General features: G+C 38.0%; 22 protein-coding genes and 1 tRNA gene. 14 read left to right on the plus strand and 9 right to left on the minus strand.

What is annotated here, in order from left to right:
• Positions 1-66 precede the first annotated feature (66 nt).
• Positions 67-642, plus strand: coding sequence for a hypothetical protein (locus tag FRZ67_RS08135; protein ID WP_147189072.1), 576 nt, complete (start codon positions 67-69; stop codon positions 640-642).
• 91 nt (positions 643-733) lie between these two features.
• Here FRZ67_RS08135 and FRZ67_RS08140 read toward each other — a convergent pair whose 3' ends face one another.
• Together FRZ67_RS08140 and FRZ67_RS08145 are read right to left on the minus strand one after the other, a co-directional pair.
• Complete coding sequence (locus tag FRZ67_RS08140) at positions 734-1540, minus strand: SAM hydrolase/SAM-dependent halogenase family protein (protein WP_147189073.1); 807 nt, start codon at positions 1538-1540, stop codon at positions 734-736.
• Positions 1541-1564: 24 nt separating this feature from the next.
• Positions 1565-2371, minus strand: coding sequence for an SDR family oxidoreductase (locus FRZ67_RS08145; RefSeq protein ID WP_147189074.1), 807 nt, complete (start codon positions 2369-2371; stop codon positions 1565-1567).
• Between the two features lie 286 nt (positions 2372-2657).
• On the opposite strand from FRZ67_RS08145, the gene FRZ67_RS08150 reads away from it, so the two are divergent.
• The 4 genes from FRZ67_RS08150 to FRZ67_RS08165 all read left to right on the plus strand — a co-directional run bounded on the left by FRZ67_RS08150 (position 2658) and on the right by FRZ67_RS08165 (position 8949).
• A tRNA-Lys gene (locus FRZ67_RS08150) sits at positions 2658-2730 on the plus strand.
• Between the two features lie 336 nt (positions 2731-3066).
• Positions 3067-5136, plus strand: coding sequence for a beta-L-arabinofuranosidase domain-containing protein (locus FRZ67_RS08155; RefSeq protein ID WP_147189075.1), 2070 nt, complete (start codon positions 3067-3069; stop codon positions 5134-5136).
• A gap of 136 nt (positions 5137-5272) precedes the next feature.
• Positions 5273-6340: a glycoside hydrolase 5 family protein gene (locus FRZ67_RS08160; RefSeq protein ID WP_192903904.1), complete on the plus strand. Its 1068-nt coding sequence runs from the start codon at positions 5273-5275 to the stop codon at positions 6338-6340.
• 158 nt (positions 6341-6498) lie between these two features.
• Positions 6499-8949, plus strand: coding sequence for a glutaminase family protein (locus FRZ67_RS08165; protein WP_147189076.1), 2451 nt, complete (start codon positions 6499-6501; stop codon positions 8947-8949).
• A 38-nt stretch (positions 8950-8987) separates the two neighbouring features.
• Here the strand turns inward: FRZ67_RS08165 and FRZ67_RS08170 are convergent, their stop codons facing one another.
• Positions 8988-9653, minus strand: coding sequence for a beta/alpha barrel domain-containing protein (locus FRZ67_RS08170; protein WP_147189077.1), 666 nt, complete (start codon positions 9651-9653; stop codon positions 8988-8990).
• A gap of 186 nt (positions 9654-9839) precedes the next feature.
• On the opposite strand from FRZ67_RS08170, the gene FRZ67_RS08175 reads away from it, so the two are divergent.
• Positions 9840-10874 (plus strand): sugar kinase, encoded by a 1035-nt coding sequence (locus FRZ67_RS08175; RefSeq protein ID WP_147189078.1) that lies wholly within the window; start codon positions 9840-9842, stop codon positions 10872-10874.
• Positions 10875-10973: 99 nt separating this feature from the next.
• Entirely contained in the window at positions 10974-12044 is a 1071-nt protein-coding gene (locus FRZ67_RS08180; protein ID WP_147189079.1) for a dipeptidase, read from the plus strand.
• A 5-nt stretch (positions 12045-12049) separates the two neighbouring features.
• Here FRZ67_RS08180 and FRZ67_RS08185 read toward each other — a convergent pair whose 3' ends face one another.
• Positions 12050-13078, minus strand: coding sequence for a LacI family DNA-binding transcriptional regulator (locus FRZ67_RS08185; protein WP_147189080.1), 1029 nt, complete (start codon positions 13076-13078; stop codon positions 12050-12052).
• Positions 13079-13318: 240 nt separating this feature from the next.
• Between FRZ67_RS08185 and FRZ67_RS08190 the strand changes: the two genes are divergently transcribed.
• The 3 genes from FRZ67_RS08190 to FRZ67_RS08200 all read left to right on the plus strand — a co-directional run bounded on the left by FRZ67_RS08190 (position 13319) and on the right by FRZ67_RS08200 (position 15710).
• On the plus strand, positions 13319-13612 hold the full coding sequence (locus FRZ67_RS08190) for a Gfo/Idh/MocA family oxidoreductase (protein ID WP_147189081.1): 294 nt from the start codon (positions 13319-13321) through the stop codon (positions 13610-13612).
• A gap of 265 nt (positions 13613-13877) precedes the next feature.
• A complete protein-coding gene (locus FRZ67_RS08195; protein ID WP_147189082.1) occupies positions 13878-14366 on the plus strand; it encodes a methylglyoxal synthase in 489 nt (162 codons plus the stop codon).
• Between the two features lie 69 nt (positions 14367-14435).
• On the plus strand, positions 14436-15710 hold the full coding sequence (locus FRZ67_RS08200) for an MFS transporter (protein ID WP_225975545.1): 1275 nt from the start codon (positions 14436-14438) through the stop codon (positions 15708-15710).
• A gap of 292 nt (positions 15711-16002) precedes the next feature.
• Here the strand turns inward: FRZ67_RS08200 and FRZ67_RS08205 are convergent, their stop codons facing one another.
• The gene (locus tag FRZ67_RS08205; RefSeq protein WP_147189083.1) at positions 16003-16881 is read right to left on the minus strand and encodes an inositol oxygenase family protein; all 879 of its coding nucleotides are present in this window, start codon (positions 16879-16881) and stop codon (positions 16003-16005) included.
• A gap of 193 nt (positions 16882-17074) precedes the next feature.
• On the opposite strand from FRZ67_RS08205, the gene FRZ67_RS08210 reads away from it, so the two are divergent.
• The 3 genes from FRZ67_RS08210 to FRZ67_RS08220 all read left to right on the plus strand — a co-directional run bounded on the left by FRZ67_RS08210 (position 17075) and on the right by FRZ67_RS08220 (position 19279).
• Positions 17075-17521: a T9SS type A sorting domain-containing protein gene (locus FRZ67_RS08210; protein WP_158638331.1), complete on the plus strand. Its 447-nt coding sequence runs from the start codon at positions 17075-17077 to the stop codon at positions 17519-17521.
• Positions 17522-17768: 247 nt separating this feature from the next.
• Entirely contained in the window at positions 17769-18539 is a 771-nt protein-coding gene (locus FRZ67_RS08215) for a phosphosulfolactate synthase (RefSeq protein WP_147189085.1), read from the plus strand.
• A complete protein-coding gene (locus FRZ67_RS08220; RefSeq protein ID WP_225975546.1) occupies positions 18536-19279 on the plus strand; it encodes a shikimate dehydrogenase family protein in 744 nt (247 codons plus the stop codon). Before FRZ67_RS08215 ends, FRZ67_RS08220 begins: the two co-directional genes overlap by 4 nt.
• A 75-nt stretch (positions 19280-19354) precedes the next feature.
• Here FRZ67_RS08220 and FRZ67_RS08225 read toward each other — a convergent pair whose 3' ends face one another.
• Positions 19355-20575: an alkaline phosphatase family protein gene (locus FRZ67_RS08225; protein ID WP_147189086.1), complete on the minus strand. Its 1221-nt coding sequence runs from the start codon at positions 20573-20575 to the stop codon at positions 19355-19357.
• Between the two features lie 197 nt (positions 20576-20772).
• On the opposite strand from FRZ67_RS08225, the gene mnmA reads away from it, so the two are divergent.
• On the plus strand, positions 20773-21876 hold the full coding sequence (mnmA, locus tag FRZ67_RS08230; RefSeq protein ID WP_147189087.1) for a tRNA 2-thiouridine(34) synthase MnmA: 1104 nt from the start codon (positions 20773-20775) through the stop codon (positions 21874-21876).
• 251 nt (positions 21877-22127) lie between these two features.
• On the opposite strand, the gene FRZ67_RS08235 is transcribed toward mnmA, so the two are convergent.
• The 3 genes from FRZ67_RS08235 to FRZ67_RS08245 all read right to left on the minus strand — a co-directional run bounded on the left by FRZ67_RS08235 (position 22128) and on the right by FRZ67_RS08245 (position 25326).
• Complete coding sequence (locus FRZ67_RS08235) at positions 22128-23573, minus strand: PQQ-dependent sugar dehydrogenase (protein WP_147189088.1); 1446 nt, start codon at positions 23571-23573, stop codon at positions 22128-22130.
• A 120-nt stretch (positions 23574-23693) separates the two neighbouring features.
• A complete protein-coding gene (mdh, locus tag FRZ67_RS08240) occupies positions 23694-24623 on the minus strand; it encodes a malate dehydrogenase (protein ID WP_147189089.1) in 930 nt (309 codons plus the stop codon).
• A gap of 193 nt (positions 24624-24816) precedes the next feature.
• A complete protein-coding gene (locus FRZ67_RS08245; protein WP_158638332.1) occupies positions 24817-25326 on the minus strand; it encodes a TlpA family protein disulfide reductase in 510 nt (169 codons plus the stop codon).
• Positions 25327-25421 lie beyond the last annotated feature (95 nt).

Genomic DNA, 25421 nt, shown 5'->3' on the forward strand with positions numbered 1-25421 from the left:
CATTATTGAGCAATTAAATTAAAAAATGAATGCAACAATAAAAGGCATGATGCTGTCAATATTTACATGAAGAAAATTTACTTGCCATTCATGTTTTCTATTTTTGCATTTTTATCCAATGCGCAATACAAAAAAATTGAACTAAGAAGTTCTGTTGGTTATATATCAGATGCGCAGATCTATACTACTCTTGACAAAAGCACTTATTCTTTCTTTGGTTCGTTGTTCAGCAAAGATCAAAAGAATTTCAGGCTTACTGATTATGGAACTTATTCGCAGGACCTGTTGTTCAGTTTAAGTGATCCGCATTTTCAACTTACCTATTCTTATGTTTTTGAGCGGTTGAAGATTACAGATTATTCAGGCATAAATATTACTACGTACAAAAGAAATATGAACACAGCGCTTACAGGATTACATTATAACTATGTAATGAAACCGAAGTTCAGTGTCTATTCAGGTGCAGAGTTTGGTTTAAGATTTAATTCTTATACAGGACAGACAGATAAAACACCGATCACACAATTTGCTTACCAGATTGTTGGTGGCGGTATTCGCTACGGTAAAGCGTTTGCAGGTTTTACAGAACTTGGTTTTGGTGCCAAAGGCTGGATACATACAGGCATTTCAGTTTCGTTCTGATAAATATTCGTTGAATGCTGCGCAAAGTTCAAAGCGTACAAGTGAGTGACACAACAAGCTATGAGTAAAGAATAGAAAGCCCGCAAAAAAATTATTCAAAGGTTATCCGCACGGTTTGATATAACAAACGGTTCTGCATGTTGGAAGTATTTGCATATTTCTGCAGACCAAATAAACCCGCTACATTTCCTTTATTGATTGCAATCTCCAAATAACCCGCAGCATTAAAGAATGCAAGGTTTTCACCGGGTTGTACAGAAGCATAATGATCGCTGATCTTTGTAATGAATTCGCTGTTGCGCATCAATACAATTTTGAATTTTCGGTTACGCCGGATTTCTTCAAATTCTTCTTTGGTAAGATTTAAAACAACATTTTCAAAGTTGTCTATATAGATGATCTGGCTGTCTATCCAATCATTTCCGACAGCAGAACGCATAGGATATTTTTCGTCTATCTCTGTTATAGAAGAAACATTGGTAAGCTTTGCACCTGTGATCATTTTATGGATACATGCTGCAATAACTTTTGTACAATCAAGCAACGAAACAGCATCCCCAATATCTATTGCATTTATGTTTTCAGGCCTGGTGCGGGTTATCATTGTAAGCATACCATTATCAGGACAAATAATATACTGATCTCCATATTCTGCCAGCAATAAATATTTAAGTGGCTTTTCAAAAAAATTCACCATGATAAGATGAAAAGTATCTGCCGGGAAATATTTAAACGCATTGCCGCAAACATAGGCTGCCTGCTGATAATCATAAGGAGAAAGTTGATGAGAGATATCAGCAATAGTGCAATCGGGTATAGCAGAAATAAGCTGGCCTTTTATGGCGCCAACCAGGTAATCATTAAGGCCAATATCGCTGGAAAAAGTTATTACAGGCATGCGTAATCAGCAAATATGAAACATTTACTTTATTAACTCACCGTTTTTAAAAAAGAATTTGCGTACAAATTTATCTGTTAATGCAGGAATGAATTTATTGAATAGTACCGTGCGTTTATCGCCAGATGAAAAAATAAGTGTTCTTTTTCTTTTCTCAATTGCGTGCAAAATATGTGTGGCACATTCTTCTGCCGTCATTAAACTTCCTTCATCAAGGGGTGATGCACCTTGTGGTGTTCCATCTTTTGTTAATGCAGCATTTCGAATATTGGATGCAGTAAAACCCGGGCAAACCCACATTACATTAACACCTGTTTCGAGCAACTCAGTGCGCAATGCTTCCATAAAGCCATTCATTGCAAATTTAGAGGCAGAATATCCTGTACGCCCCGGCAAACCACGAAAACCTGCAATGGAAGAAACTGCAGCTACCGTACCTTTTTGTTTAAGTATATATGGCAATGCATACTTGGTACAATAAACGGTACCCCAAAAATTAATGTCCATCACTTTATGCATCGTATCAAGCGAGGTATCTGTAAACAATGCACGCATAGAAATACCGGCATTATTAATGAGAATATCAACAGTACCGTAGGTTTTTACAACATCTTCCAAAAAAAGTTTGCATTCATTTTCGTTGCTCACATCCGTTGCAGAAGTAAACAAAGCTTTCCCTGCATGCGTTTTACCAAGCTCGTAAAGCTTATCTAAATTTCTAGCACAGGTCGCCACTTTTGCACCTTGCTGCAATAATGCGTCCACCAGTGCTTTACCAATTCCATCAGAACCACCTGTAACAACAACAACTTTATTATTGAAGAATGACATATAAAATATATATGCACAAAAGTAACTGTTAATACAATGACTGAAAATGCTTTTACGATTTTCACATTTTCTCTGTAAAGAATTTTTTTGGTATCCAACTGCAAACCATATGGCGTCTTCGTTGCGTCGCATTACGTTCATCTGCAATACATACATGATACTTTTATGAAAGTGTATTTACGTACTTATCGCCTGCAGGAAAAAAACAGTTTAAAAATTTGGGCGATTGATGTTTTAACCTATTTTTGCACTCCCAAAACAAAAGGGGTGCTGTAAAGCAATAGGAGATTCCGTAGCTCAGTTGGTAGAGCAATACACTTTTAATGTATGGGTCTTGGGTTCGAGTCCCAACGGGATCACAACTAAAGGAAGACTGTTGTAAATCAACGGTCTTTTTTGTTTTATTACCTAGCAACAAGTTCACCTGTTGGCCGCAATCCGTTCAATCATTGAGTAAGATTGATCTTACCAATATATGCAAGGCCTCCATGCATTAAAAGCTCATCTAAATATTATCGATAATTATAAATCACTGGGCTTGTTAAATATGGCTCCGAACGTACAAGTGAGTGACACAACAAGCGATGCCATAAAATACGAAAGCTTGTAAAATAAAAAAGCAGAACCATTTTCCAAAAGCAAATACTTTCGCTACTTTTCGTCACTGAAACAATCAGCAAACATAACTCGTCACAATGCGTAGCTATTTCAAAATAAAAAGTTTCATCATTGCAGGAATCTGCATTATAACAAGTTTACTATTCATTAATTGGGGAAAACCGATCGATGAATCAGTAACTGTTGTAAAAAGAATTACAATTAAGTCCACTAATAAATTCTATATTTCTAACAAAGCACCGTTGCAGCCAGACCAATTTATAAAATTGCCTGCTGGAAGCATTAAAGCAGAAGGCTGGATCTTGAAATATTTAGAATTACAAAGAGATGGATTAACGGGCCATCTTGGTGAAATAAGTGCATGGCTCGACAAGAATGACAATGCATGGTTTAGTGGCACGGGCAAAGGAGATCATGGCTGGGAAGAAGTTCCATATTGGCTAAAAGGTTACGGCGATCTTGGTTATGAATTGCATGATGAAAAAATAATTGCTGAAACAAAAGCATGGCTCGATAAAGTTTTTCAAAGCCAGCAGCCCAACGGTTATTTTGGGCCGACCTTTAAACAAAATGATTATACAGACCTGTGGCCAAACATGATCATGTTATGGACAATGCAATCTTATTATGAATACAGCAATGATCCTCGTGTTATTCCGTTCATGACAAAATATTTTAAATGGCAAACAACAGTTCCGGATAATAAATTATTACAAACCTATTGGGAGAACAGCCGCGGTGGAGATAATTTATATAGCATTTACTGGTTGTACAATCGTACGGGTGAAAAATGGTTGCTTGATCTTGCCAATAAAATTCACAATAACACAGCAGACTGGACTCAACAAAATAATCTTCCCAACTGGCACAATGTAAATGTTGCGCAATGCTTTCGTGAACCCGCAACTTATTTTTTGCAGTCAAAAGATAGTAGTTTTCTAAATGCAACTTATACAGATTTTCATCTCATAAGAAATATTTACGGACAGGTGCCCGGTGGCATGTTTGGCGCAGATGAAAATGCACGGAAAGGTTATGATGATCCCCGCCAGGCTGTTGAAACATGCGGCATGGTGGAGCAAATGGCATCAGATGAATTATTAATAGGCATCACCGGAGATCCAATGTGGGCAGATAATTGCGAGGATGTTGCTTTCAATACTTATCCTGCTGCAGTAATGCCTGACTTTAAAGGGCTTCGTTATCTTACTGCGCCCAATATGGTTATCAGTGATAGCAAGAATCATTCACCCGGCATACAAAATGAAAGACCATTCTTAATGATGAATCCTTTTAGCAGCCGCTGTTGTCAGCATAATCATTCACAAGGTTGGCCGTATTATGCAGAACATCTTTGGATGGCAACACCTGATAACGGTCTTGCAGCAATTTTATACAACAGTAGTGAAGTAACTGCAAAAGTTGGCAATAATAAAGAGGTTAGCTTAAAGCAAACTACCAATTACCCTTTCGACGAAAACATAACCATCAACATTACCGATGCAAATGCTGTTGAATTTCCTTTGTACATGCGTATTCCGGGTTGGTGTACCGGTGCTTCAATAAAAATAAATGGCCAACACGTTGATATTACGCCAGGGGCAGGTTCATATGTGCGCGTTGAAAGAAAATGGAAAACAGGAGACAAAATCGAAATATTTTTCCCTATGCATGTAACGGTTCGCATATGGGATAAAAATAAAAACAGTGCAAGTGTAAATTATGGGCCGCTTACTTTCTCTTTGAAAATAGATGAAGTATACAAACTTATAGACAGTAAGCAAGCAGTTGCATGGGATTCTAAATGGCAGGCAAATGCAGATCAAAGTAAATGGCCGGCTTATGAAATTTATCCAGCCTCCATGTGGAATTATGGTTTGACGCTTAATGATCAACCACTCGATCAGCAATTTGAAATAATAAAGAAAGCATGGCCCGCAAATAATTTTCCTTTTACACAAAATGATGTGCCCATCATGTTAAAAGCAAAAGGTAAATTAATTCCTGAGTGGACATTAGATAAATATGGTTTGTGCGATACATTACCACAAAGTCCTGTGGCAGTTACCACAAAAGAAACAGACATAACTTTAATACCAATGGGTGCAGCAAGGTTAAGAATATCATCATTCCCTGTGGTAAAGTAAAAGTTATTTGTTTCTTTGACCACGCAACTGAATAAATATTAAGCATCGTTGCGTCGCACACTTGTACTGATGGATCTTTATGCAGCAAAACACAACAACATAAAATGAAACTTGAAACAAACTAATAGAAACGATCATGAAGAAATCAACGATGTTACTTGCCCTGACATTTTTTTTATTGTTCTCAAAAATAAATGCGCAAAAAGAACGTGCAGTATGGAGTAAGGAAAAAGCAAATGAATGGTATAGTAAACAAGGTTGGATTCGCGGATGTAATTTTATTCCAAGCACCGCCATCAATCAACTGGAGATGTGGCAGCAGGAAACCTTCGATCCCACAACCATCGATCGTGAATTGGGTTATGCAGCAGGCATTGGTTTAAATGCTATGCGCGTCTTTCTTCATCACCTTGCATGGGAAATAGATCCTGATGGATTCAAACAAAGAGTGAATGAATATCTTGCTATTGCAGATAAACATCACATCAAAACAATCTTTGTTTTTTTTGATGATTGTTGGGATGCAAACTATGCAGCAGGCAAGCAAAGAGACCCAAAGCCAGGTGTCCACAACTCAGGCTGGGTACAGGATCCGGGGAAATTACTTTCAGATATAGATCCTGAAGCAATTGTTACGCTTGAGAAATATGTAAAAGATATTCTTACAACTTTCAAAAATGATAAACGCATTTTGTTGTGGGATGTTTACAACGAACCAGGAAATAGCAACTATAAAAGCAAGAGCCTTCCTTTGCTTGCAAAAGTATTTTCATGGGGCAGGCAAATAAATCCTGATCAGCCCTTATCGTCTGGTGTTTGGGCACCGGATCTTACAGAATTAAACACTTTCCAGTTAAAGAATTCAGATGTTATCACGTATCACAATTACAGCGATGAGAAAGAACATGCAATGGTTATCGATTCATTGAAAAAATATGGTCGCCCGATGATCTGCACGGAGTATATGGCGCGTACACGTGGCAGCCGTTTTGCCAACATCATGCCGCTGCTCAAACAAAATAATGTTGGTGCTATCAACTGGGGTTTTGTGTCTGGCAAAACAAATACCATTTATGCATGGGACACGCCAATGCCTGATGGAAGCGAGCCAAAAGTTTGGTTTCATGATATATTCCGTAAAGATGGAACGCCTTACAGCGAAGATGAAATAAAACTCATCAAATCTTTAACAGGAAAGAAATAATTGAATAAAAATTTTTATGAGCCCAACATTTGAATAAGTATTTAGCATCGTTGCGTCGCACTCTTGTACGCTTTGTTCATTAATGATCAGAACGATGAAGTGAGTGACACAACAGGCGATGACCAAAGAACAAAAAGCTGACCACAAAAAAATATAAAATGAATTTCAAAACACTTACAAAAACATTCGGTTGTTTAATTTTTTCTCAACAGATTTTTGCGCAGGTAAATAAAGCACCTGCTTATCCATTAATATCTCACGATCCGTATTTTAGCGTGTGGTCATTTACAGACAAGCTAACGGAATCTCCAACAAAACATTGGACGGGCGCTGAACAGCCATTGCTTGGATTTATAAAAGTAGATGGGAATATTTACAGGTTCATTGGTAAAGAATCTGCGCCACTAAAAACTGTTCTTGCAACAGGAGAAGAAAAAGGTTACAGCGTAAAATATGTTTCTGAAAGACCTGCAGAAGGCTGGATGAGCGCGGATTTTGACGATAGCAAATGGAAGACAACACAAGCGCCTTTTGGTAATGATGAAACTGCAAAAACAAACTGGACAATCGGTGACATTTGGGTTAGAAGAAATTTTACTTTGAATGGTGTAAACATAAATAAACTCTTTTTACAGATCCGTCACGATGAAGATGTAGAAGTTTATCTTAATGGAACGGAAATATATAATTGCAATTGCTGGAATGGAAAACTGGAAAATTTTTTAATGGATGACGCAGTAAAAAGCAGATTGAAAAAGGGAAATAATGTTCTTGCAATGCATTGTAAAAATACTGTTGGCAATTCATGGCTTGATGCAGGTTTTGCAGATGAACCAAAGATTGCTGCAGCAAAAAGTGTAATAGACGCAGTTCAAAATTCTGTTGATGTTACTGCAACACAAACAAAATATTCATTTACATGTGGTGCAATAAATGTCGATCTTTCGTTTATCAATCCTTTGATCATTACAGATATTGATCAATTATCAAAACCTGTTTCTTACATTTCATTCAACCTAAAATCGAATGACGGCAAAGCGCATGATGCACAGGTCTATTTTGGCACATCAACTGATCTTGCAGTGAATGTTCCTTCGCAAACCGTAACTGCAAAGAATTATACTTCAGGTGATCTGAACATTTTAAAAGCAGGAACCACAGAACAAGCTATTCTCAAAAAGAAAGGAGATGATCTGCGTATTGACTGGGGATATGTGTATGTAAGTGTTCCAAAATCTTTGAATGCTGTACAAACAATAAGTGCATCGATATCTCCGGTTACAGCTTTTACTCCAGCTAAGGTCAATCTTACAACGGGCAAAAGCTTGTGGTTAAATACCATCATCCCTTTTGGCAAGATAAATGATGCAGCAGAAAAAGTTATTATGCTTGCATATGATGATATCGATGCAATACAATACTTTCAACAGAATTTAAAAGCATGGTGGAAAGAAGATGCATCAGCAAATATTGAAAAGGAATTATCAAACGCTGCGACTAATTATTCTTCTATACTTCAGAAATGCGAAGCAACTGATAAAATGATTTATGATGATGCGATAAAAGCCGGCGGCGAAACTTATGCAAAACTTTGTGTAATGGCATACAGGCAATCGATCTCTGCACATAAAGTTTTAAAAAGTCCACAGGGAGAAATTTTATTTTTGTCAAAAGAAAATTTCAGCAACGGTTCTATTAATACAGTTGATGTAACTTATCCATCGGCGCCTTTATACCTTGCTTATAATCCTGAACTACTAAAGGGGATGTTGAATGGAATTTTCTATTACAGTGAAAGTGGTAAATGGACGAAACCTTTTGCTGCGCATGATCTTGGTACATATCCTTTAGCAAATGGGCAAACATACGGAGAAGACATGCCTGTTGAAGAATGTGGTAATATGGTTTGTCTTACAGGAGCTATTGTAAAAGCTGAAGGCAATGCTGATTATGCAAAAAAGCATTGGAAAACATTAAGCACATGGGTTGATTTTCTTGTGAAAGAAGGTCTTGACCCAGCCAATCAATTATGCACAGATGATTTTGCGGGTCATCTTGCACGCAATGCAAACCTCGCAGTAAAAGCAATTTGCGGTGTCGGCGCTTATGCAATGATGGCTGATATGATCGGCGAAAAAGATACTGCCGTAAAATATAATGCTGTTGCAAAAGAAATGGCTACAAAATGGATGCAGCTTGCAGATGCAGGAGATCATTACTCACTTACTTTTGATAATAAAAATACCTGGAGCCAGAAATACAATATGGTTTGGGATAAATTGCTTGGGCTTGATCTTTTTCCCAAAGAGGTTTATGAAAAAGAAATTGCTTATTATTTAACTAAACAAAACACTTTTGGTTTACCACTCGATAGCAGGAAGACTTACACAAAATCTGACTGGATCATGTGGACCGCAACACTTGCAGACAATCAAAAAGATTTTAAAGCATTCATTGATCCTTTATACAAATATGCAACAGAAACACCAACACGTGTTCCTTTAAGCGATTGGCACGAAACAACAGACGGTAAACAGGTTGGCTTCCAGGCAAGAAGTGTTGTAGGTGGATATTTTATAAAAGTATTGGCTAATAAATGGCAGAAGTAAAATGATCTTGTTCTGTAAAAAACAGTAAGTCGTACAGCTTACTGTTTTTTTATTTTAATCAACAACTTTAATAACTCAGTTGTTTTTTCTTTCAAAAGTTCAGTATTATTTGACGAGAGCATTTCATTTGAAATAAGTTTACTGCCCATACCTACTGCGCAAACACCCGCAGCGAACCATGCTTTTAAATTTGTGTCAGTCGCTTCTACGCCGCCTGTTGGCATAAATAACATACCAGGGAATAATTCCTTTACAGCACTTACAAAAGCAGGCTGCAATAACTGGCCCGGGAATAATTTTACCAGTTTACAACCGGCCTGTTCTGCTGCATGTATTTCAGTGGGTGTCATGCAACCCGGTATCCATAGAATTTTCTGCATATAAGCCGTATCGCATACACTGCTGTCAAAAACGGGACTTACTAAAAAGTCTGCACCGGCTTCTATAAAATCATTCGCTGCGTTATCTGTTTTTATAGTACCTGCTCCAAGCAAAAGTCCCGGCATATTTGCATTTCTTTCTGCGATCAATGTTTTGAAATTATGCAATGCCTCTGCACCGCGGTTGGTGAATTCGATCAATCTTATACCCGCATCATACAATGCTTTTGTAATGTTGACACATGTCGTAGCATCACTATGATAGAATAACGGCATCACAGCCTGCTCTTTTATTTTACTGATAACATATGCTTCTGTTTCCATGATGGTCAACTATTTTTTCAGCTGGCAATTTAATACATAAATATTGCACAGCTATTGATATATAATTCTATTGCACAAGAGTGCGACGCAACAGGCGATGACATAAAATACAAAAGTCAGGCCCATAAAAAAAATTTATATCATGACATCCTGTTGCATAACTTCAAGGCTCCTTGAATAAATTTTATGGCAACAGTGAATACCAATAAGCCGCAACTTATAGCATTCGGCGAACTGATGCTGAGGCTGCAATGCAACGCCGGCAAGCGTTTCCTGCAATCAACCAGTTATGATACTTATTATGGCGGTGCCGAAGCGAATGTATGTGTGCTGCTCTCACGGCTTGGCGTAAACGCAGATTTTGTAACGCGTATGCCTGCGAACGATATTGCATTGGCTGCGTTGCAACAATTACGTAGTCATGCAGTAGGCGCAGAAAACATTGTGTATGGCGGCGATAAACTTGGCATTTATTTCACAGAAGCAGGGAATGCAATGCGGTCTTCGCGTGTTATATATGATCGTGCCGGCTCATCGTATGCAACCCTGCAACCGGGTATGATCGATTGGAAAAATATTTTAAAAGGCGTTCAATATTTTCATTGGTCCGGTATTGCCGCTGCTGTGTCGCAGGGAGCTGCAGATGTTTGTGCAGAGGCATTACAGGCTGCACATGAAAATGGTGTTACTATTTCTGCTGACTTTAATCATCGCTCTACATTATGGAAATATGGTAAGCAACCAAATGAAATAATGCCCGGTCTTTTACAAAACAGTGAAATAGTTGTGGCCGATCTTGATGCTGCATTTGTTTATTATGGCATTACAACAGATAAGCAGGCAAGCACACAAGAGCAATTCAAACAATGTGCAGCAGCACTGCTGCAGAAAATGCCGCGCATGCAATCATTGGCTATGAGCTTTCGGAGAGCAACAGGCTTAACGCATCATTACTCCGGCGCATTAATGTATAAAGGTCAATATTATTTTACGGATGATTTTCAATTGCCATTTATTACAGATCAGATTGGTAGCGGAGATGCATTTACTGCAGGAATGTTGTATGGCATTATTCATTCTTTAGACCCGCAAACGATCATCACATTTGCAACGGGCTGTGGTGCACTTAAACAAAGCATTGCCGGCGATTGGGCGATCATAACAAAAGAAGAAGTTGAACAGTTTATACAGAACGGAACATCCGGAAGAATCATTCGCTGAAAATATTTTTTTGTTACCGGCTGTGGCATTTCATGTCATCGCCTGTTGTGTCACTCACTTGTACTTTTTGAAATAATAGCAACAAAATAATTTATCATCATGTTTATTATAGACGCACATTTAGACCTGAGCATGAACGCTATGGAATGGAACCGTGATCTGCGTTCTTCTGTTTTTGATATCCGCAAACGCGAAAAAGGATTGACAGATAAACCAGACAGGGCAAAAGGCACTGTTGCTTTTCCTGAATTACGTAAAGGAAATATCGGGCTTGTGGTAGCAACACAAATAGCAAGATATGTAGCACCTGAAAACCCTTTACCAGGCTGGCATTCACCACAACAGGCATGGGCCCAAACGCAAGCGCAGCTTGCATGGTATAAAGCAATGGAAGCGGATGGTGAGATGATCATGATAAAAGATCTCACCATGTTGGAGCAACACATTTCAATATGGTTAAACGATACATTAAATGAAAAAAAACCAATCGGCTATATATTAAGCCTGGAAGGCGCGGATTCTCTGGTTACATTGGAAAATTTATATGTTGCGTATCACTATGGATTGCGTGCAATAGGCCCTGCACATTATGGCCCCGGCCGTTATTCAAATGGAACAGATGCAACAGGCCATTTGAACGAGCAAGGTAAAACCTTATTGAAGGAAATGGAAAAGCTCAATATCATTCTTGATGCAACACATTTATGCGATGATGCATTCTGGGATGCCATGGAAATATTTAACGGCCATATTTGGGCAAGCCATAATAATTGTCGTGCCCTGGTAGATCATAACAGGCAGTTTAGTGATGAGATGATCAATGCATTGGTAGCAAAAGGTGCAGTAATTGGTGCAGCCCTCGACGCATGGATGATGGTACCCGGCTGGAAAAGAAATAGCTCAACTCCTGAGAATATGCAATGCAACCTTGAAAAAATGATAGATCATATTGACCATATCTGCCAGCTTGCAGGAAACAGTTTACATGTTGGTATAGGTACAGACCTTGATGGCGCATTTGGCAAAGAGCAATGCCCTTATGATCTTGAAACTATTGCAGACCTGCAGAAATTACCTGACCTGTTTAAGGCAAGGGGTTACAGCAAAGCGGATATTGAAAACATAATGCATAGCAACTGGCTGCGGTTTATAAGAAACGCCTGGAAGTAAAATTATTAAACATGCATGGCAACAGGAAGTGCAGATTTTCTGATAATTAATTCACCATCCATTTTTATTTGAGATATCTTATTGTTCCTGTTAATATTTTCCAGTAAAATTTTTGTAGCGGTTTGTCCCATTTCGTGCAGGGGCTGCTTTATATAAGTAAGTGCAGGACGAAAAAGATCTAATGCATCGCTTTCATCAAAGCTTACAATGCCAAGCTCTTCAGGAATTTTTATGTTATGGTTGTTTATATACCTTAAGCCGTCCGTAGTAAGTGCATTCGATGCAAACAAAATTGCATCCACAGGTTCTTTCATTAATAACAAACTACTCATGGCTTTCTCAACACCTTCTCTTGCATTGTTGTAACAAACCTCCCGTATCCAGTTTTTTTTTATTTCTATATGATGTTGTTTTAATGCAGAGAGATATCCATTCTTCCTTTCAACAAGATTATGCAGCTTGCTTTGATAGGTAATTAACCCAATTTTTTTGTAAAAAGAATTCAGCAGATAAGTGGTTGCTTCATGGGCCGCTTTAAAATTATCTATAGTAACATAGCTTGTTTTCAATTCAGGGAAGTAACGGTCAACCAACACAAAAGGAATACCTTCCTGCTCAAGATATTTGATCTGTTCAATAGAATTATCGACCGGTGCAATTATTAAACCATCCACTTGCCGGTTAATAAATGTATCTATCAGCTTTTGAGATTTTTGCGCGTCTTCATCAGAACTTCCAAAGATCACCGTATATCCGTTTTTGTCAGCTTCATCTTCTATAATACGTGCCAGTGAAGATGAAAAGGGGTTTGCAATATCTGACACAATAAGTCCGATGGTAAAAGTTCTGTTCGTCTTAAGGCTTTTTGCAATCTGGTTAGTTCTGTAGTTTAATGCCTTTGCTGTATCCCTTATTTTTGTAGCAACCTCTTTGTTTATCCTTCCCTCCTTCTTATTATTCAACACATAAGAAACAAGTGCTATAGAAACACCCACTTTTTGAGCTATATCTTTTAACGATACTTTCCTTTTCATAGCAAGAATCCATTGTAAGATGGTAATACAAATTTAAACGTTTAAACAATATGCTTTAAAATAAAAGATATAATAGCTGTAAATCACGTGTTTATAAAGACTAACATATCTAAAATCAGGTCTGTCAACTCTGCAGTATTCAATAGAGTCAGGCATTTGGCACAATAGTTGAATCTGTTTAAACGTTTAAACAAATAATGCATATATTTGCATCATCAAATAACTAAAAAACTGAAGTATATGGACAAGTATAAAAATGTGGGATTGATAGAATGCAGGGACCATGGACCGGTTTTACAAATGTCAGAAACAAGCAAACTAAATGGCTACAACATAAAAAAGGTTTACCTCAATAACAATATATCCGAAAAAGAAGTAAAGGACCAATACCCGCAGGCAGAAATAGTAAACGATACCAGATCAATCATCAATGATGCATTAATTGATCTAGTAATTGTTTCCTCGCCGCATGATGCGGACATGGATATTGTGGGCGAAGTACTGGAAGCAGGAAAATATGTAAGAGTAATATAAAAATTTTGTAATCAGTTTATAGATCGCTATTAAACATTGTTGTGTCACTCACTTGTACGTTCATAAAGTAGCTCAGCAGAGATATATAGTACAAGCGTGCGACGCAACAGGCGATGACATAAAATACCACTGCCGGGTACCAAAGAATAAAGGCAGAAAAATTTAAACCAATACTGTGAATATAAGTAAAGCAGTATTTGAAAAAAATATTATAAAAAAACGATTGCCTGCACTTATGGTGCAGGCATTTTTTAAATAAGATACTATGGAAAAAGGAAATATGACAACAGTAAAACGAATAGCCATCACAGCGCAGGAGCATAAAAAAACTGAGCTGATAGAATGGTCTTATTTCAAAAGAGAAGCATTGGCAAAACACCAGTTGATTGCAACAGGCACTACTGCCGATATTATAGAAGGCACTGTAGATGTACCTGTACAAAAAATATTGAGTGGTGCAGTTGGCGGATACACACAACTTGCTACAATGATTGAAGAAGGAAAAATTGATGCACTCATTTTTTTCAGTGATGCAATGAAAGATTCTTTCAACAACAGTGATATAAGAAAGTTGCTGGAACTCGCTATCAGCCACAACATTATTGTTTGTTGTAACCGCACAACAGCAGATTATGTTATGGACTCAATATTAATGAATGAGTCTTACACACCGGAAGGACCAGCCTATATACCTGCTTCAAAAAAGGGTGCATTAACTGCAGTTGCTGAAGATGAAATAAAACTTGCCGTATAAAAATTACTGCAAGCATTCAATAAACAGTAAGCAGTTTAAACTGGTCACTGTTAAATCAAATAAATAAGTATGAACAAAAAAGGATTTCTCTCTTCGATAAAACCAAGTTTACTTACACTTACCATTGGCGGGTTTGCTATTGGTATGACGGAATTTATGATGATGGGTGTATTACCTGATGTAGCAAAATCATTACAGGTATCTATACCCACTGCGGGGCATTTAATATCTATTTATGCATTGGGTGTTGTAATAGGTGCACCATTATTGGTCGCATTATCTGGAAAGTTTGCGCCTAAAAAAGTATTGATGACCTTAATGCTGATGTTCTGTGTATTTAATGCGCTGTTTGCATTAGCACCAAACTACGAACTATTAATGGTAGCAAGATTTTTTGCTGGTTTACCACATGGCGCTTTCTTTGGAATGGGTGCAGTAGTTGCAAGTAAACTTGCAGAACCAGGTAGAGAAGCAAGAGCTGTATCTGTAATGTTTGCAGGATTAACGATTGCAAATATTATCGGTGTGCCATTGGGAACTTATATTGGTCACAATCTTAGCTGGAGACTTTCATTCTTCATCATTGCAGCAGTTGCATTGATAGCAGCAGGTAGCATTAAAAAATGGATGCCCAATGTAAAAGCAGCTTCAGAAAATAGTTTTCGCGACAGCATAAAAGTATTTGGCAAATCAGAGCTATGGCTCATCATTGGCATCTCTGCAATTGGTACAGGCGGTCTCTTTGCATGGATCAGTTATATAGCCCCGTTGATGACAGAAGTTGCTGGCTTCAACAGTAATATGGTTACAGTTATTATGATCATTGCTGGTCTTGGTATGGCTGTTGGTAATTTTATTGGTGGTCGTTTTGCAGACCGCTTTTCACCACTCAAAACAACTGGCACATTGTTGCTTACAATGATCGTTGCACTTATCATTGTTGCATTGGTATCTTCATTTCAACCAACAGCAATATTGATGACATTCATTACAGGCGCTATTGCATTCGCCGTAATTGCGCCTATGCAAATGCTTATGATCAATGCGGCCAGAGGTTCTGAAATGCTTGCCTCTGCTGCATTACAGGCCAGCGCTAATATGGGTAATGCACTTGGTGCATTTCTTGGTGGTTTACCGATAGCTGCAGGCTTTGGATATACTTCTCCTGAATATGCAGGTGCTGGTCTTGCATTTATTGGTCTTCTGTTTTGTATTGGTATCGGCTACCGAAAAAGAAAAGAGCAGCCTGTTGAGTTGCTGGCAATAACAGAACAGCCAATTACAACAACAGTAAAAACTATTCTTCACAAAAACATAAATCATGAAAAAGTTATTCATTCATAAAATAAAGAAAGCGTTATTGATATTATTAAAACGACAACCTGTTTCTTATTGGGCAGGTTCTAACTTTCATCATTTGAAAAAATAATATCACTATCAAAATTTAAAAAGGCTATCTCTTTTGCGAGACAGCCTTTTTTGTTTTATGAATTTTCTTTGGACCAATCAAAGAATAATTATTAAACTTTTGTTGCGTCGCACTCTTGTACTCCTTGTTCATTGCTCAGCAAAATTCCGAACGATGAAGTGAGTGACACAACCTGCGATGCCTTATGCACCACAGCTTATAACAAAATCAAAATCTTATTTCAGCAGGCAAATATTTTGCTACCAAATCTTCGTAATATGGTTTCAATTCAGTCCAGTTTGGCGGCGTTGGATTCTTTGAATAGAGATCATAAGGATTAAACAGCTTTACCCATTTTAGCATTGCACGATCATGATCATCTAATAAATGATCATATGCACCTTCGCGGTGCCATGCGTAAAATGAATGATAGCGCAGCATATACAAACCTTCTTCAGGAATACGCTCTTTTGCTATATGGTAAATATATTCATCGTGGCCCCAACTCATTGTTACATTACGCAATCCGCAACCTTCTTCGTAAACACCGTTTTTGGTGCTATACACTTCGTTATTATAATCAGAATTGAGACTAAAGAACTCAGGATAGACAACCTTATCGGAGTATGCGCAACCAACAGGGAATGTATCACCAACAACTGCCCATTGTGGCTCACCAAATAAACACAATACTTTACCAAGATCATGAATCAAACCAACTGCTACCATCCAGTCGGGATGACCATCTCTGCGTATGGCTTCTGATGTTTGTAACAAGTGCTGAAACTGATCGAGGTCTGTATCTGGATCGGAATCATCAACGAGTTGATTGAGGAATTCAAATGCACTCCATACCGGCATTTTCTTTTTATCAAACTTCAGGTAATCGTTACGTTTCTGCATCACAAAGTCATACGTCTGGTATGTATGATTAAGTTTATAGAATTCTTTCACCGTATCCCTGGTAGTATTTTCGTAATCGCGGTATTCTTCTACTGTTTTGTTCTGTACGATTGTTTCAGGATCTGGATAGCGGGTAAGTAAATCATCTTCCCATTCATCTAAAGATTCCAATGGGTTTGTTTGCGGCAAGAAATCTGCTTTCATATTCTTTGCTTGTTTAAATTTTGCAAAATAAATGTAACTATAAAGTTGAGGAATTTTTGTCAGTATATTTCATACCCGTTAAATTAATGCAGCAGCTTATCTGTATCTATTTATCCTGCCTGTACTGATACGCAGGATTTTAATATAGAGGTAAAGAGGTTTTAGTTACATTTAAACAATAAACCGTTCCCACTTGAAAACTGTATCCGCATACCTGCTATTCATTAATTGTGCCCTCCTTGGATCTTTTGGGTTACAAAGTAATACCAAACCGGGTACATCTACCGTACATTATACGCACGATTTGCAAACTGTTTGTCATCATGATGCTTTACCAGTTTCTGAATATACTTTAACTGACACAGCAAAAGCTGTTTCAGATGCAGAACCGGTTCGTTATAAAAAGCCACCAAGGCCTTTAAAAATTTTTGATCTTTATCCCAACCCTGCAAATAAGATCATTTATATACATATTACCGGTAAGCAAACAGTTACGCTGCATAATGAAGAAGGTAAGCTGATATTCAGGACAGCTATAAGAGAAAAAGCTACTGTAAACCTTAGCCCTTTGCCCGCAGGTAATTATATTCTTACAGATGAAAAAACGGGTACCGAAAAGAAGTTTAGTATTGTGCGTTAAATAATATTCCAGGCATTTTATAAAATTCGCTTTGCTGCTTTTTTTACAGAAAGTACAAGAGTGCGACGCAAGAAAAGTCTAATAGCAGTTATATAGCCGGGTACAAAAAAATTCCTTTCAACTTATATATAAATCTGTCCAGGTTTATTAATTGTACACAGGCCCGGATAAAGTTGTGCTTATTTTAGTAGTTATTGAACAAACCGTTCCCTTAAATTTGCTCAATTTCTAAATTAACAGTTACGAGATGAATTTTAATTTATCGCAAATGCCCGCACGTAATCAGCGGCCACGGACTTCAGGCATTACAATGGTTATGGATAAGGGATTGAGCATTACAGAGGTACATAATTTCATGAGCATTTCTTACCCGCATGTTGATATTGTGAAACTGGGTTTTGGTACATCGTACGTTACACCTAACCTGAGAGAAAAAATTGAAGCATACCAGTCTTACGACATACCGGTATATTTTGGCGGTACACTTTTCGAGGCGTTTTTAATTCGCAATCAATTTGAAGATTATATAGCTATCTGCAAAGATTACAAGATCGATTACATGGAAGTGAGCGATGGTTCGGTTACCATACCGCATGCAGAAAAATGTGGCTATATAGAAAAACTTACCAAACATGGAACCGTACTGAGCGAAGTAGGCAGCAAAGATGCGGCGCATATTATTCCGCCTTATAAATGGATAGAACTGATGCGTGCAGAGCTGGAAGCCGGTTCTTCTTATGTAATTGCAGAGGCAAGAGAATCTGGTAACGTTGGCATTTATCGCGGCAGTGGTGAAGTGCGTGAAGGTCTTGTACAGGAAATTCTAACACAGATACCCGGCGAAAAAATTCTTTGGGAAGCGCCACAGAAAGGTCAGCAATTATATTTTCTTGAACTACTTGGCTGCAATGTAAACCTTGGCAATATTGCACCGACAGAAGTGATTCCGCTGGAAGCTATGCGTGTAGGTTTACGCGGAGACACATTTGATCTTTACCTGAATAAAGAAACTGCATGATACGGGAATACGGATTGATCGGTTATCCACTCTCACATTCTTTTTCACAAAAATATTTTACGGAAAAGTTTCATCGTGATGGGATTCATGATGCAATTTTTCATGCTTTCCCCATACCAACAATCGATTACTTACCGCATTTGATTGAAGAGCATCCGTTATTAAAGGGTTTTGCCATCACTATTCCATACAAAAGAGAAGTGATGCAATTTCTCGATACTAAAACAGAAGCTGTAGAAAAAATGCAGGCCTGCAATTGTGTTTCCATCCGGCATGGTAAACTACACGGTTATAACACAGATGTTTATGGATTTGAACAATCTTTTATCAGGTACCTGAAGCCTCATCATACAAAAGCATTGATACTTGGTACGGGTGGTGCTTCTTCCGCCGTTGCATTTGTACTGGATCATTTACACATTGACTATCGTTATGTATCGCGTCATCGTGATGTGGACAGGCATATTCTTGGTTATGCTGACATTAGTGAAAACATGTTAAGCCTTTATACCGTTATTATCAATTGCACACCGTTGGGCACTTATCCAAAAGTTGATGAAGCACCTGAAATACCTTACCAATTGCTAACAGAGAAACATTACCTGTTTGACCTGGTGTATAATCCTCCTAAAACTAAATTTCTTTCTTTAGGAGAAAAGCAGGGCGCGGCTGTTCAAAATGGTTATGATATGCTGATCTTGCAGGCAGAAGAGAATTGGAAATTATGGAATGAAGAATAATTTTTGTGAGTAAGCTTTTTGTTCTTTACTCATCGCCTGTTGTGTCACTCACTTATACGTTCCGCTCTTCATTCATCATTTCACAGCGATCCACCTGTTCAAAATATTCGTTGGTGTTTCAATTACAATTTTATAAAATGCTGACGGCATTTTGCTCACATCAATTATTGCCTGCTGTTTACTAAGTGGAATTTCAGCAACCATTTTATACTCATCTTTACCGCCTGTTTTAAAGTTGTTGGTTGTAGCTAACCATAATTTTGCGTTACCTTCTTTTGTAACCGCATTCCAGTTTATTGTAATTTTTCCATTCTCCAATTTTGTTGTTGGTTTATTTGCGCTAATGGTTCCAATAAAAGAAGTGCCATCAATTTCCATTGCATTTTCTTTTGGAATACTGATGTTCATAAAATTTGCTATGGCTGGCATTATATCTGCCTGCGATGCCGGGTCGGTTTTAAATTCGGCATTCAGGTTTTTTGCATTTGTCGCGATCCATCCATTTTTTTCCCTATCACTTTGCCCGCCATGATTATGTCCGCTGCTGTCTCTTCCATGATCTGTTGTAATAATGATCAACCAATCTTCTCCAAATTGTTTTTTACGATATTGAATGGCATCCCATACTTTTTTTATCCGCGTGTCTGCAGCTTCAATTGCATCATAATATTGTTTGCTGTCACCATAACGGTGTCCCATATCATCTGTATGCTCTAAATAAACCCATGAAAGATCAGGACCATTTGCTTTTATATACTCGCCTGCAACTGTTGAAACAGTGTCATCAATATATTTTATGTAATCCGCATTCTTATCATGCGGGTAATGAACCGTATCTAATTCCAACCCATCAAAAGCATAATCGAATCTTAGATTATTTGTTTCCGGCAAACCATCACCACAAAGAATGGTTCTGTTATCTAACCACGTAGAAAAAATAGCAATCTTCTTCGATGGATCAATATCTTTTAAATATCGGAAAATAGTTTTGTAGTTATAGTTTTCCTTTATGCCATCATTATCCCAAACATTGTGTTTGTTAACCCATGTTCCTGTAAGTATTGTTGTATAACCAACGGCCGAAATCGTTGGCGTTTCATCGTATGTACCTTTTTCACCACCACAATATGCATGTACAAATCCACCTCCTTTAGAAATTTCTTTGATTGTTGGCGCATTTAATCTTTCAATAAGATCAGCCGGAATACCATCAATAATAATAAAGACTGCTTTTTTTGTTTGCGCAAAGCTGCTGACGGTGATTAATAACAGAGATGCGATCAGTATATTTTTCATATTAGCTTTTAATTAATTCTAATCTTTTATTTGCTTCATAAAGCTATCAAGTACACGAGTGCGACGCAACAGAAGCCCTATTTATTTACAATTGCCGGACTCATAAAAATTTCCTAATCCGAAAATCGCTAAATGCTCTCAAAAGTAGCATTACAAGCGTTTGCGTTATCTTTGCAGGCATTTTTAAATTATTAACAATGAGCCGTAAGGGAAAAGTTTTGGTGGCAATGAGTGGCGGTATTGATAGTACCGTTACGGCGCTTATGCTGCATCACGAAGGTTATGAAGTGGTGGGCATTACGATGAAAACATGGGATTACGCTACAAGTGGCGGCGGGCATAAAGAAACAGGCTGTTGCAATTTAGATAGCTTTAACGATGCACGTGCAGCCGCTGTGCAACATGGGTTTCCACATTTTATTTTAGATATACGTGAAGAGTTTGGCGATTTTGTAATTGAGAATTTTGTGGAAGAATATCTCGCAGGTCGCACGCCAAACCCCTGTGTAATGTGCAATACGCATATTAAATGGCGTGCATTGCTGAAACGTGCCAATGCATTGAATTGCGATTTTATCGCAACCGGGCATTACGCAAATATTTACCAGGCAGATAATGGAAGATATACAATCAGCAAAGGTTTGGATGAAACAAAAGACCAGAGTTATGTTTTGTGGGGGCTTGATCAGGAATTGCTTTCAAGAACAATTATGCCGCTGGGGAAATATCGCAAGACTGTGATAAGGCAAATGGCGCATGATTACGGTTATCCTGAACTGGCAAAGAAAAGTGAGAGTTATGAAATATGTTTTGTGCCGGATAATGATTACCGCGGATTTTTAAAGCGCCGTGTAGATGGTTTGGAAGAAAACGTTGCAGGGGGTTGGTTTATTGACAAAGAAGGAAAGAAATTGGGTCAGCATAAAGGTTATCCTTTTTATACTGTTGGTCAGCGTAAGGGTTTGGATATTGCGCTTGGCAAACCTGCCTACGTTATAGCTATTGATCCATCAACAAATACAGTTATACTTGGTGATGAAGATGATCTTGCGCAGAACGATATGCTTGTAACAAAACTTAACTGGATAAAGTATAATGGAGTAACAGATGGCATGGAGTCATTTACCAAAATACGTTACAAAGACAAAGGCGCATTGAGCAATTTATATAATGATGATAATGGCATTCGTGTTCGCTTTTATGAAAATGTAAAAAGCATTACACCGGGACAAAGTGCTGTATTTTATGAAGGCGATGAAGTGATTGGCGGTGGAATAATTCAAAGAGGTACGCTGATATAAAATTATATAAGTGCTTATACAAAGAAACCCCGTTCATAGTTGAACGGGGTTTCTTTATTATTAGACAATCGACAGCAATGATAGCATCTTTAGTTGTGTCACTCACTTGTACGTTCGGAACTTTATGAGCTGTGAAAAGTGAAAGTTAAAAGTCAACATGCATTCACTTTTCACTTGTTTCTTTATGCAATGAAGTACAAGAGTGCGACGCAACAATGCTGCCATAAAAGACCGCTGCCAGGCTCAAAAAACTATTGAATAAAAAATTTAAATTTCTCTGTTGTTTTTCCAGCAAGTTCCAGCAAATACATGCCTGCAGTAAGGTGAGGAAGCGATAAAGTAAAAGTTCTAACCTGTGCTGCCAGTTGCTGCTGCATGATTTGCTGACCACTTACATTTAATATTCTTACTCTACTGAAATTATCTTTCATAACAATATTTATTTTTCCATTGGTAACAACTGTGGGAAATATATAATTATTCTTTATGGCATTAGTATTGCCAGCCTGTTCATTTGCTTTTATCGCAGTTGCAGTTGCTCCTACTTTATATATGGTACCATTGAATGAAGCCGCATACAATTCCCCCTGTTCATCTTCACCAAAAGAAACAATAGAAGCGGGAACATTTTTCTGTAAGTAAATATTCCATCCACCACTTCCGTTTGAAATGATCTTCCAGGCATTACTGCTTAAATAATCTGCGCACACATAATAACCTTTTAATGCAGGAAAAGCATTCCCACGGTATACATACCCTCCTATCACTGATAAACCACCTGTATCAAGGTTATGCGGATAAGAAAAAATGGGGAACCTGTAATTTCTTTTGCCCCTGCAACTATCTGTATTGTATGTGTTGTTTCCTTCGTAACAACGCCAACCATAATTAGCGCCTCCTGCTTGTTGGGGTGTTGAGAAATCTACTTCTTCCCAAAGATCCTGCCCTACATCACCTAACCACACATCGCCGGTTTGACGATCAAAACTCCAGCGCCAGGTATTACGCAGGCCATAAGCCCAGATCGTCTTTACTGCATTTGCAGTATTTATAAAGGGGTTATCGGCAGGAACTTTATAATAAGGTGCAGTAAGCTTTCTTACGTCAAGCCTGTGAATTTTACCAAAAGGAGAAGCAAGATTCTGTGCATTATTGAACGGGTCGCCACCACTACCGCCATCACCAATTGAACTGTATAAATAACCATCTTTACCAAATTGCAAACAGCCCCCATTATGATTACCAAAACCTCCAGGCTTTGGATAAGAAAATAAAATAACACCTGAGGAAGGATCAGCTACATCCGGATTCGAAGTGCTTACTTTATAACGAGCCAGTGTAACATTCTCATTTCGTGCATTGTAGTAAATAAAAAAATATCCTGCCTGTTTATAATTCGGAGGGAAAGCAATACTTAATAAGCCTTGCTCGCTTGCATACTTAACAAGATTACTCATATTTAAAAATGGCGTGCTAAGCAACGCTCCATTTTTAAATATTCGTATTTCACCTGATTGCTGAACAATAAATAAACGATTTGAGCCATCGCCGGCATTTTTGATATCAACCGCAGCGGATATGTTATTGATGTAAGGAGTAAATGTAAGCTGCGGTTGCGCATCCGTTTTTGAAGAACAACCAATAGCTAATACAATATTCATTAGTAATACTAACCGGAAGGATAAATATTTTTTCATAGCAGTAGCATTTTGTGGAGAAATACGGAAAAGAAATTTAAGGTACAACTGTTTTACAATTATCTAAACAACAAAAACCCCGCCTTAATGGGCGGGGTTTGTATAAATGCGAAAATATAATTACAGGGTTTTCAGTACATCGTTCATATTTCTTACAGCATCAGCACTTTTGTTAAACAATGCCTGTTCATCTGCATTTAAACCAAAGTCGAGAATTTTTTCCCAACCATTTTTGCCAATTACTACCGGCACACCCAAACAAATATCTTTCTGTCCGTATTCACCATCAAGGCTTACGCAACAGGTGAACAATTTCTTCTCATCACGCACAATGCTTTTAACCAAAGCTGCTCCTGCTGCACCCGGTGCATACCATGCAGAAGTGCCGATCAATTTGGTAAGTGTTGCTCCGCCCACCATTGTGTCAGCAACAATTTGTTTTTGCTGGTCTTCGCTCAAAAATTTTGTTACCGGTGCACTGTTCCATGTAGCATAGCGAATCAAAGGAATCATCGTTGTATCTCCGTGACCGCCTACAACCACCGCATTCAGATCAGCAGGGCTGCAGCCAAGGTGCTGGCTCAATTGATACTTGAAGCGTGCACTATCCAATGTACCACCCATACCAATAATACGGTTCTTTGGCAAACCCGTTGCAGTCAACGCCAGGTAAGTCATTGTATCCATTGGGTTAGAAATAACAATGATGATAGTATTAGGAGAATACTTCAAAATATTTTCAGCCACACCTTTAACTATACCAGCATTGGTACCAATCAGTTCTTCACGTGTCATTCCCGGTTTGCGTGGAAGGCCAGATGTAATTACCACTACATCAGAACCTGCAGTCTTTGAATAATCGTTGGTGCTGCCGGTAATGCGTGTATCAAAACCCAGTAATGCAGCAGTTTGCATCATATCCTGCGCTTTACCTTCAGCCAAACCTTCTTTAATATCAAGCAATACCAGTTCTTCGCAAAGGGCAGCACGGGCAATATTATCTGCACAGGTTGCACCTACTGCACCTGCACCTACAACAGTAACTTTCATATAACAATTGGTTTATAGTGTAAGAAATTATTCAGAGTTGCAAAGGTAGGGTTGGATACATAAAAATGTACAATCAAAAATGAAAAATATACAAAGGATTTTTATGCACCCGGCTGCAGTACAGGTATTAAACTTCTGTTGCGTCGCACTCTTGTGCAACTTTATCATTATGCAGCATTTATAACTGTTGTCATTAATTTCTAGCCGGGTGCAACAAGTTTATAATAGTATCGGGATCTGTGCCTCCATCAAAGGTTTGCAGCAGTTTATGGTTTTCATTGTACACTGCTATATAAGGTGTGTACTGGACACTAAAAAATGGAACAATAGTGTATTTCATTTCTTTTCCTAAACGAATATTCCTATCATCAAACATCTTTGCATCATCACCAAACTGCTTTATTTCATCCATTGTTGCACGATATGTTACCCAAACAAAGAACACATCTTTAAACTCATCTTTCTTCTCCATAAAATCATGGGCAGTAAGCTGGCAATGCCCGCATTCGGGATTAAAATAAACGATCACAACTGGTTTATCTTTTGGAAAATCTGTTGTATTAAACCACGTGGTGCTGTCTGTTTCCAGCATGCTGAATATAGGAAGCGTGGAATCTTTTTGATAAGGTGGTTTCTTTTCTTTTTGTGCATGAACCAATAAAGCACTTGATAATATTAAGAGCAGGAAAAATATTTTTTTCATCAGGAACATTTATGAATAACAAATATCTGTGAAAGTAAATAATAACTTATCAGATGCTTGTTAAAATGTTGCAATGAAAAACAGTATGTACAAGT

Origin of the sequence: Panacibacter ginsenosidivorans, assembly GCF_007971225.1 — a bacterium.
GTDB lineage: Bacteria > Bacteroidota > Bacteroidia > Chitinophagales > Chitinophagaceae > Panacibacter > Panacibacter ginsenosidivorans.

Excerpts from the sequence above, each read along its gene's own strand:
- FRZ67_RS08135 (WP_147189072.1), top strand. The coding sequence starts at position 67 with ATGAAGAAAATTTACTTGCCATTCATGTTTTCTATTTTTGCATTTTTA.
- FRZ67_RS08140 (WP_147189073.1), bottom strand. The coding sequence starts at position 1,540 with ATGCCTGTAATAACTTTTTCCAGCGATATTGGCCTTAATGATTACCTG.
- FRZ67_RS08145 (WP_147189074.1), bottom strand. The coding sequence starts at position 2,371 with ATGTCATTCTTCAATAATAAAGTTGTTGTTGTTACAGGTGGTTCTGAT.
- FRZ67_RS08155 (WP_147189075.1), top strand. The coding sequence starts at position 3,067 with ATGCGTAGCTATTTCAAAATAAAAAGTTTCATCATTGCAGGAATCTGC.
- FRZ67_RS08160 (WP_192903904.1), top strand. The coding sequence starts at position 5,273 with ATGAAGAAATCAACGATGTTACTTGCCCTGACATTTTTTTTATTGTTC.
- FRZ67_RS08165 (WP_147189076.1), top strand. The coding sequence starts at position 6,499 with ATGAATTTCAAAACACTTACAAAAACATTCGGTTGTTTAATTTTTTCT.
- FRZ67_RS08170 (WP_147189077.1), bottom strand. The coding sequence starts at position 9,653 with ATGGAAACAGAAGCATATGTTATCAGTAAAATAAAAGAGCAGGCTGTG.
- FRZ67_RS08175 (WP_147189078.1), top strand. The coding sequence starts at position 9,840 with ATGGCAACAGTGAATACCAATAAGCCGCAACTTATAGCATTCGGCGAA.
- FRZ67_RS08180 (WP_147189079.1), top strand. The coding sequence starts at position 10,974 with ATGTTTATTATAGACGCACATTTAGACCTGAGCATGAACGCTATGGAA.
- FRZ67_RS08185 (WP_147189080.1), bottom strand. The coding sequence starts at position 13,078 with ATGAAAAGGAAAGTATCGTTAAAAGATATAGCTCAAAAAGTGGGTGTT.
- FRZ67_RS08190 (WP_147189081.1), top strand. The coding sequence starts at position 13,319 with ATGGACAAGTATAAAAATGTGGGATTGATAGAATGCAGGGACCATGGA.
- FRZ67_RS08195 (WP_147189082.1), top strand. The coding sequence starts at position 13,878 with ATGGAAAAAGGAAATATGACAACAGTAAAACGAATAGCCATCACAGCG.
- FRZ67_RS08200 (WP_225975545.1), top strand. The coding sequence starts at position 14,436 with ATGAACAAAAAAGGATTTCTCTCTTCGATAAAACCAAGTTTACTTACA.
- FRZ67_RS08205 (WP_147189083.1), bottom strand. The coding sequence starts at position 16,881 with ATGAAAGCAGATTTCTTGCCGCAAACAAACCCATTGGAATCTTTAGAT.
- FRZ67_RS08215 (WP_147189085.1), top strand. The coding sequence starts at position 17,769 with ATGAATTTTAATTTATCGCAAATGCCCGCACGTAATCAGCGGCCACGG.
- FRZ67_RS08220 (WP_225975546.1), top strand. The coding sequence starts at position 18,536 with ATGATACGGGAATACGGATTGATCGGTTATCCACTCTCACATTCTTTT.
- FRZ67_RS08225 (WP_147189086.1), bottom strand. The coding sequence starts at position 20,575 with ATGAAAAATATACTGATCGCATCTCTGTTATTAATCACCGTCAGCAGC.
- mnmA (WP_147189087.1), top strand. The coding sequence starts at position 20,773 with ATGAGCCGTAAGGGAAAAGTTTTGGTGGCAATGAGTGGCGGTATTGAT.
- FRZ67_RS08235 (WP_147189088.1), bottom strand. The coding sequence starts at position 23,573 with ATGAAAAAATATTTATCCTTCCGGTTAGTATTACTAATGAATATTGTA.
- mdh (WP_147189089.1), bottom strand. The coding sequence starts at position 24,623 with ATGAAAGTTACTGTTGTAGGTGCAGGTGCAGTAGGTGCAACCTGTGCA.
- FRZ67_RS08245 (WP_158638332.1), bottom strand. The coding sequence starts at position 25,326 with ATGAAAAAAATATTTTTCCTGCTCTTAATATTATCAAGTGCTTTATTG.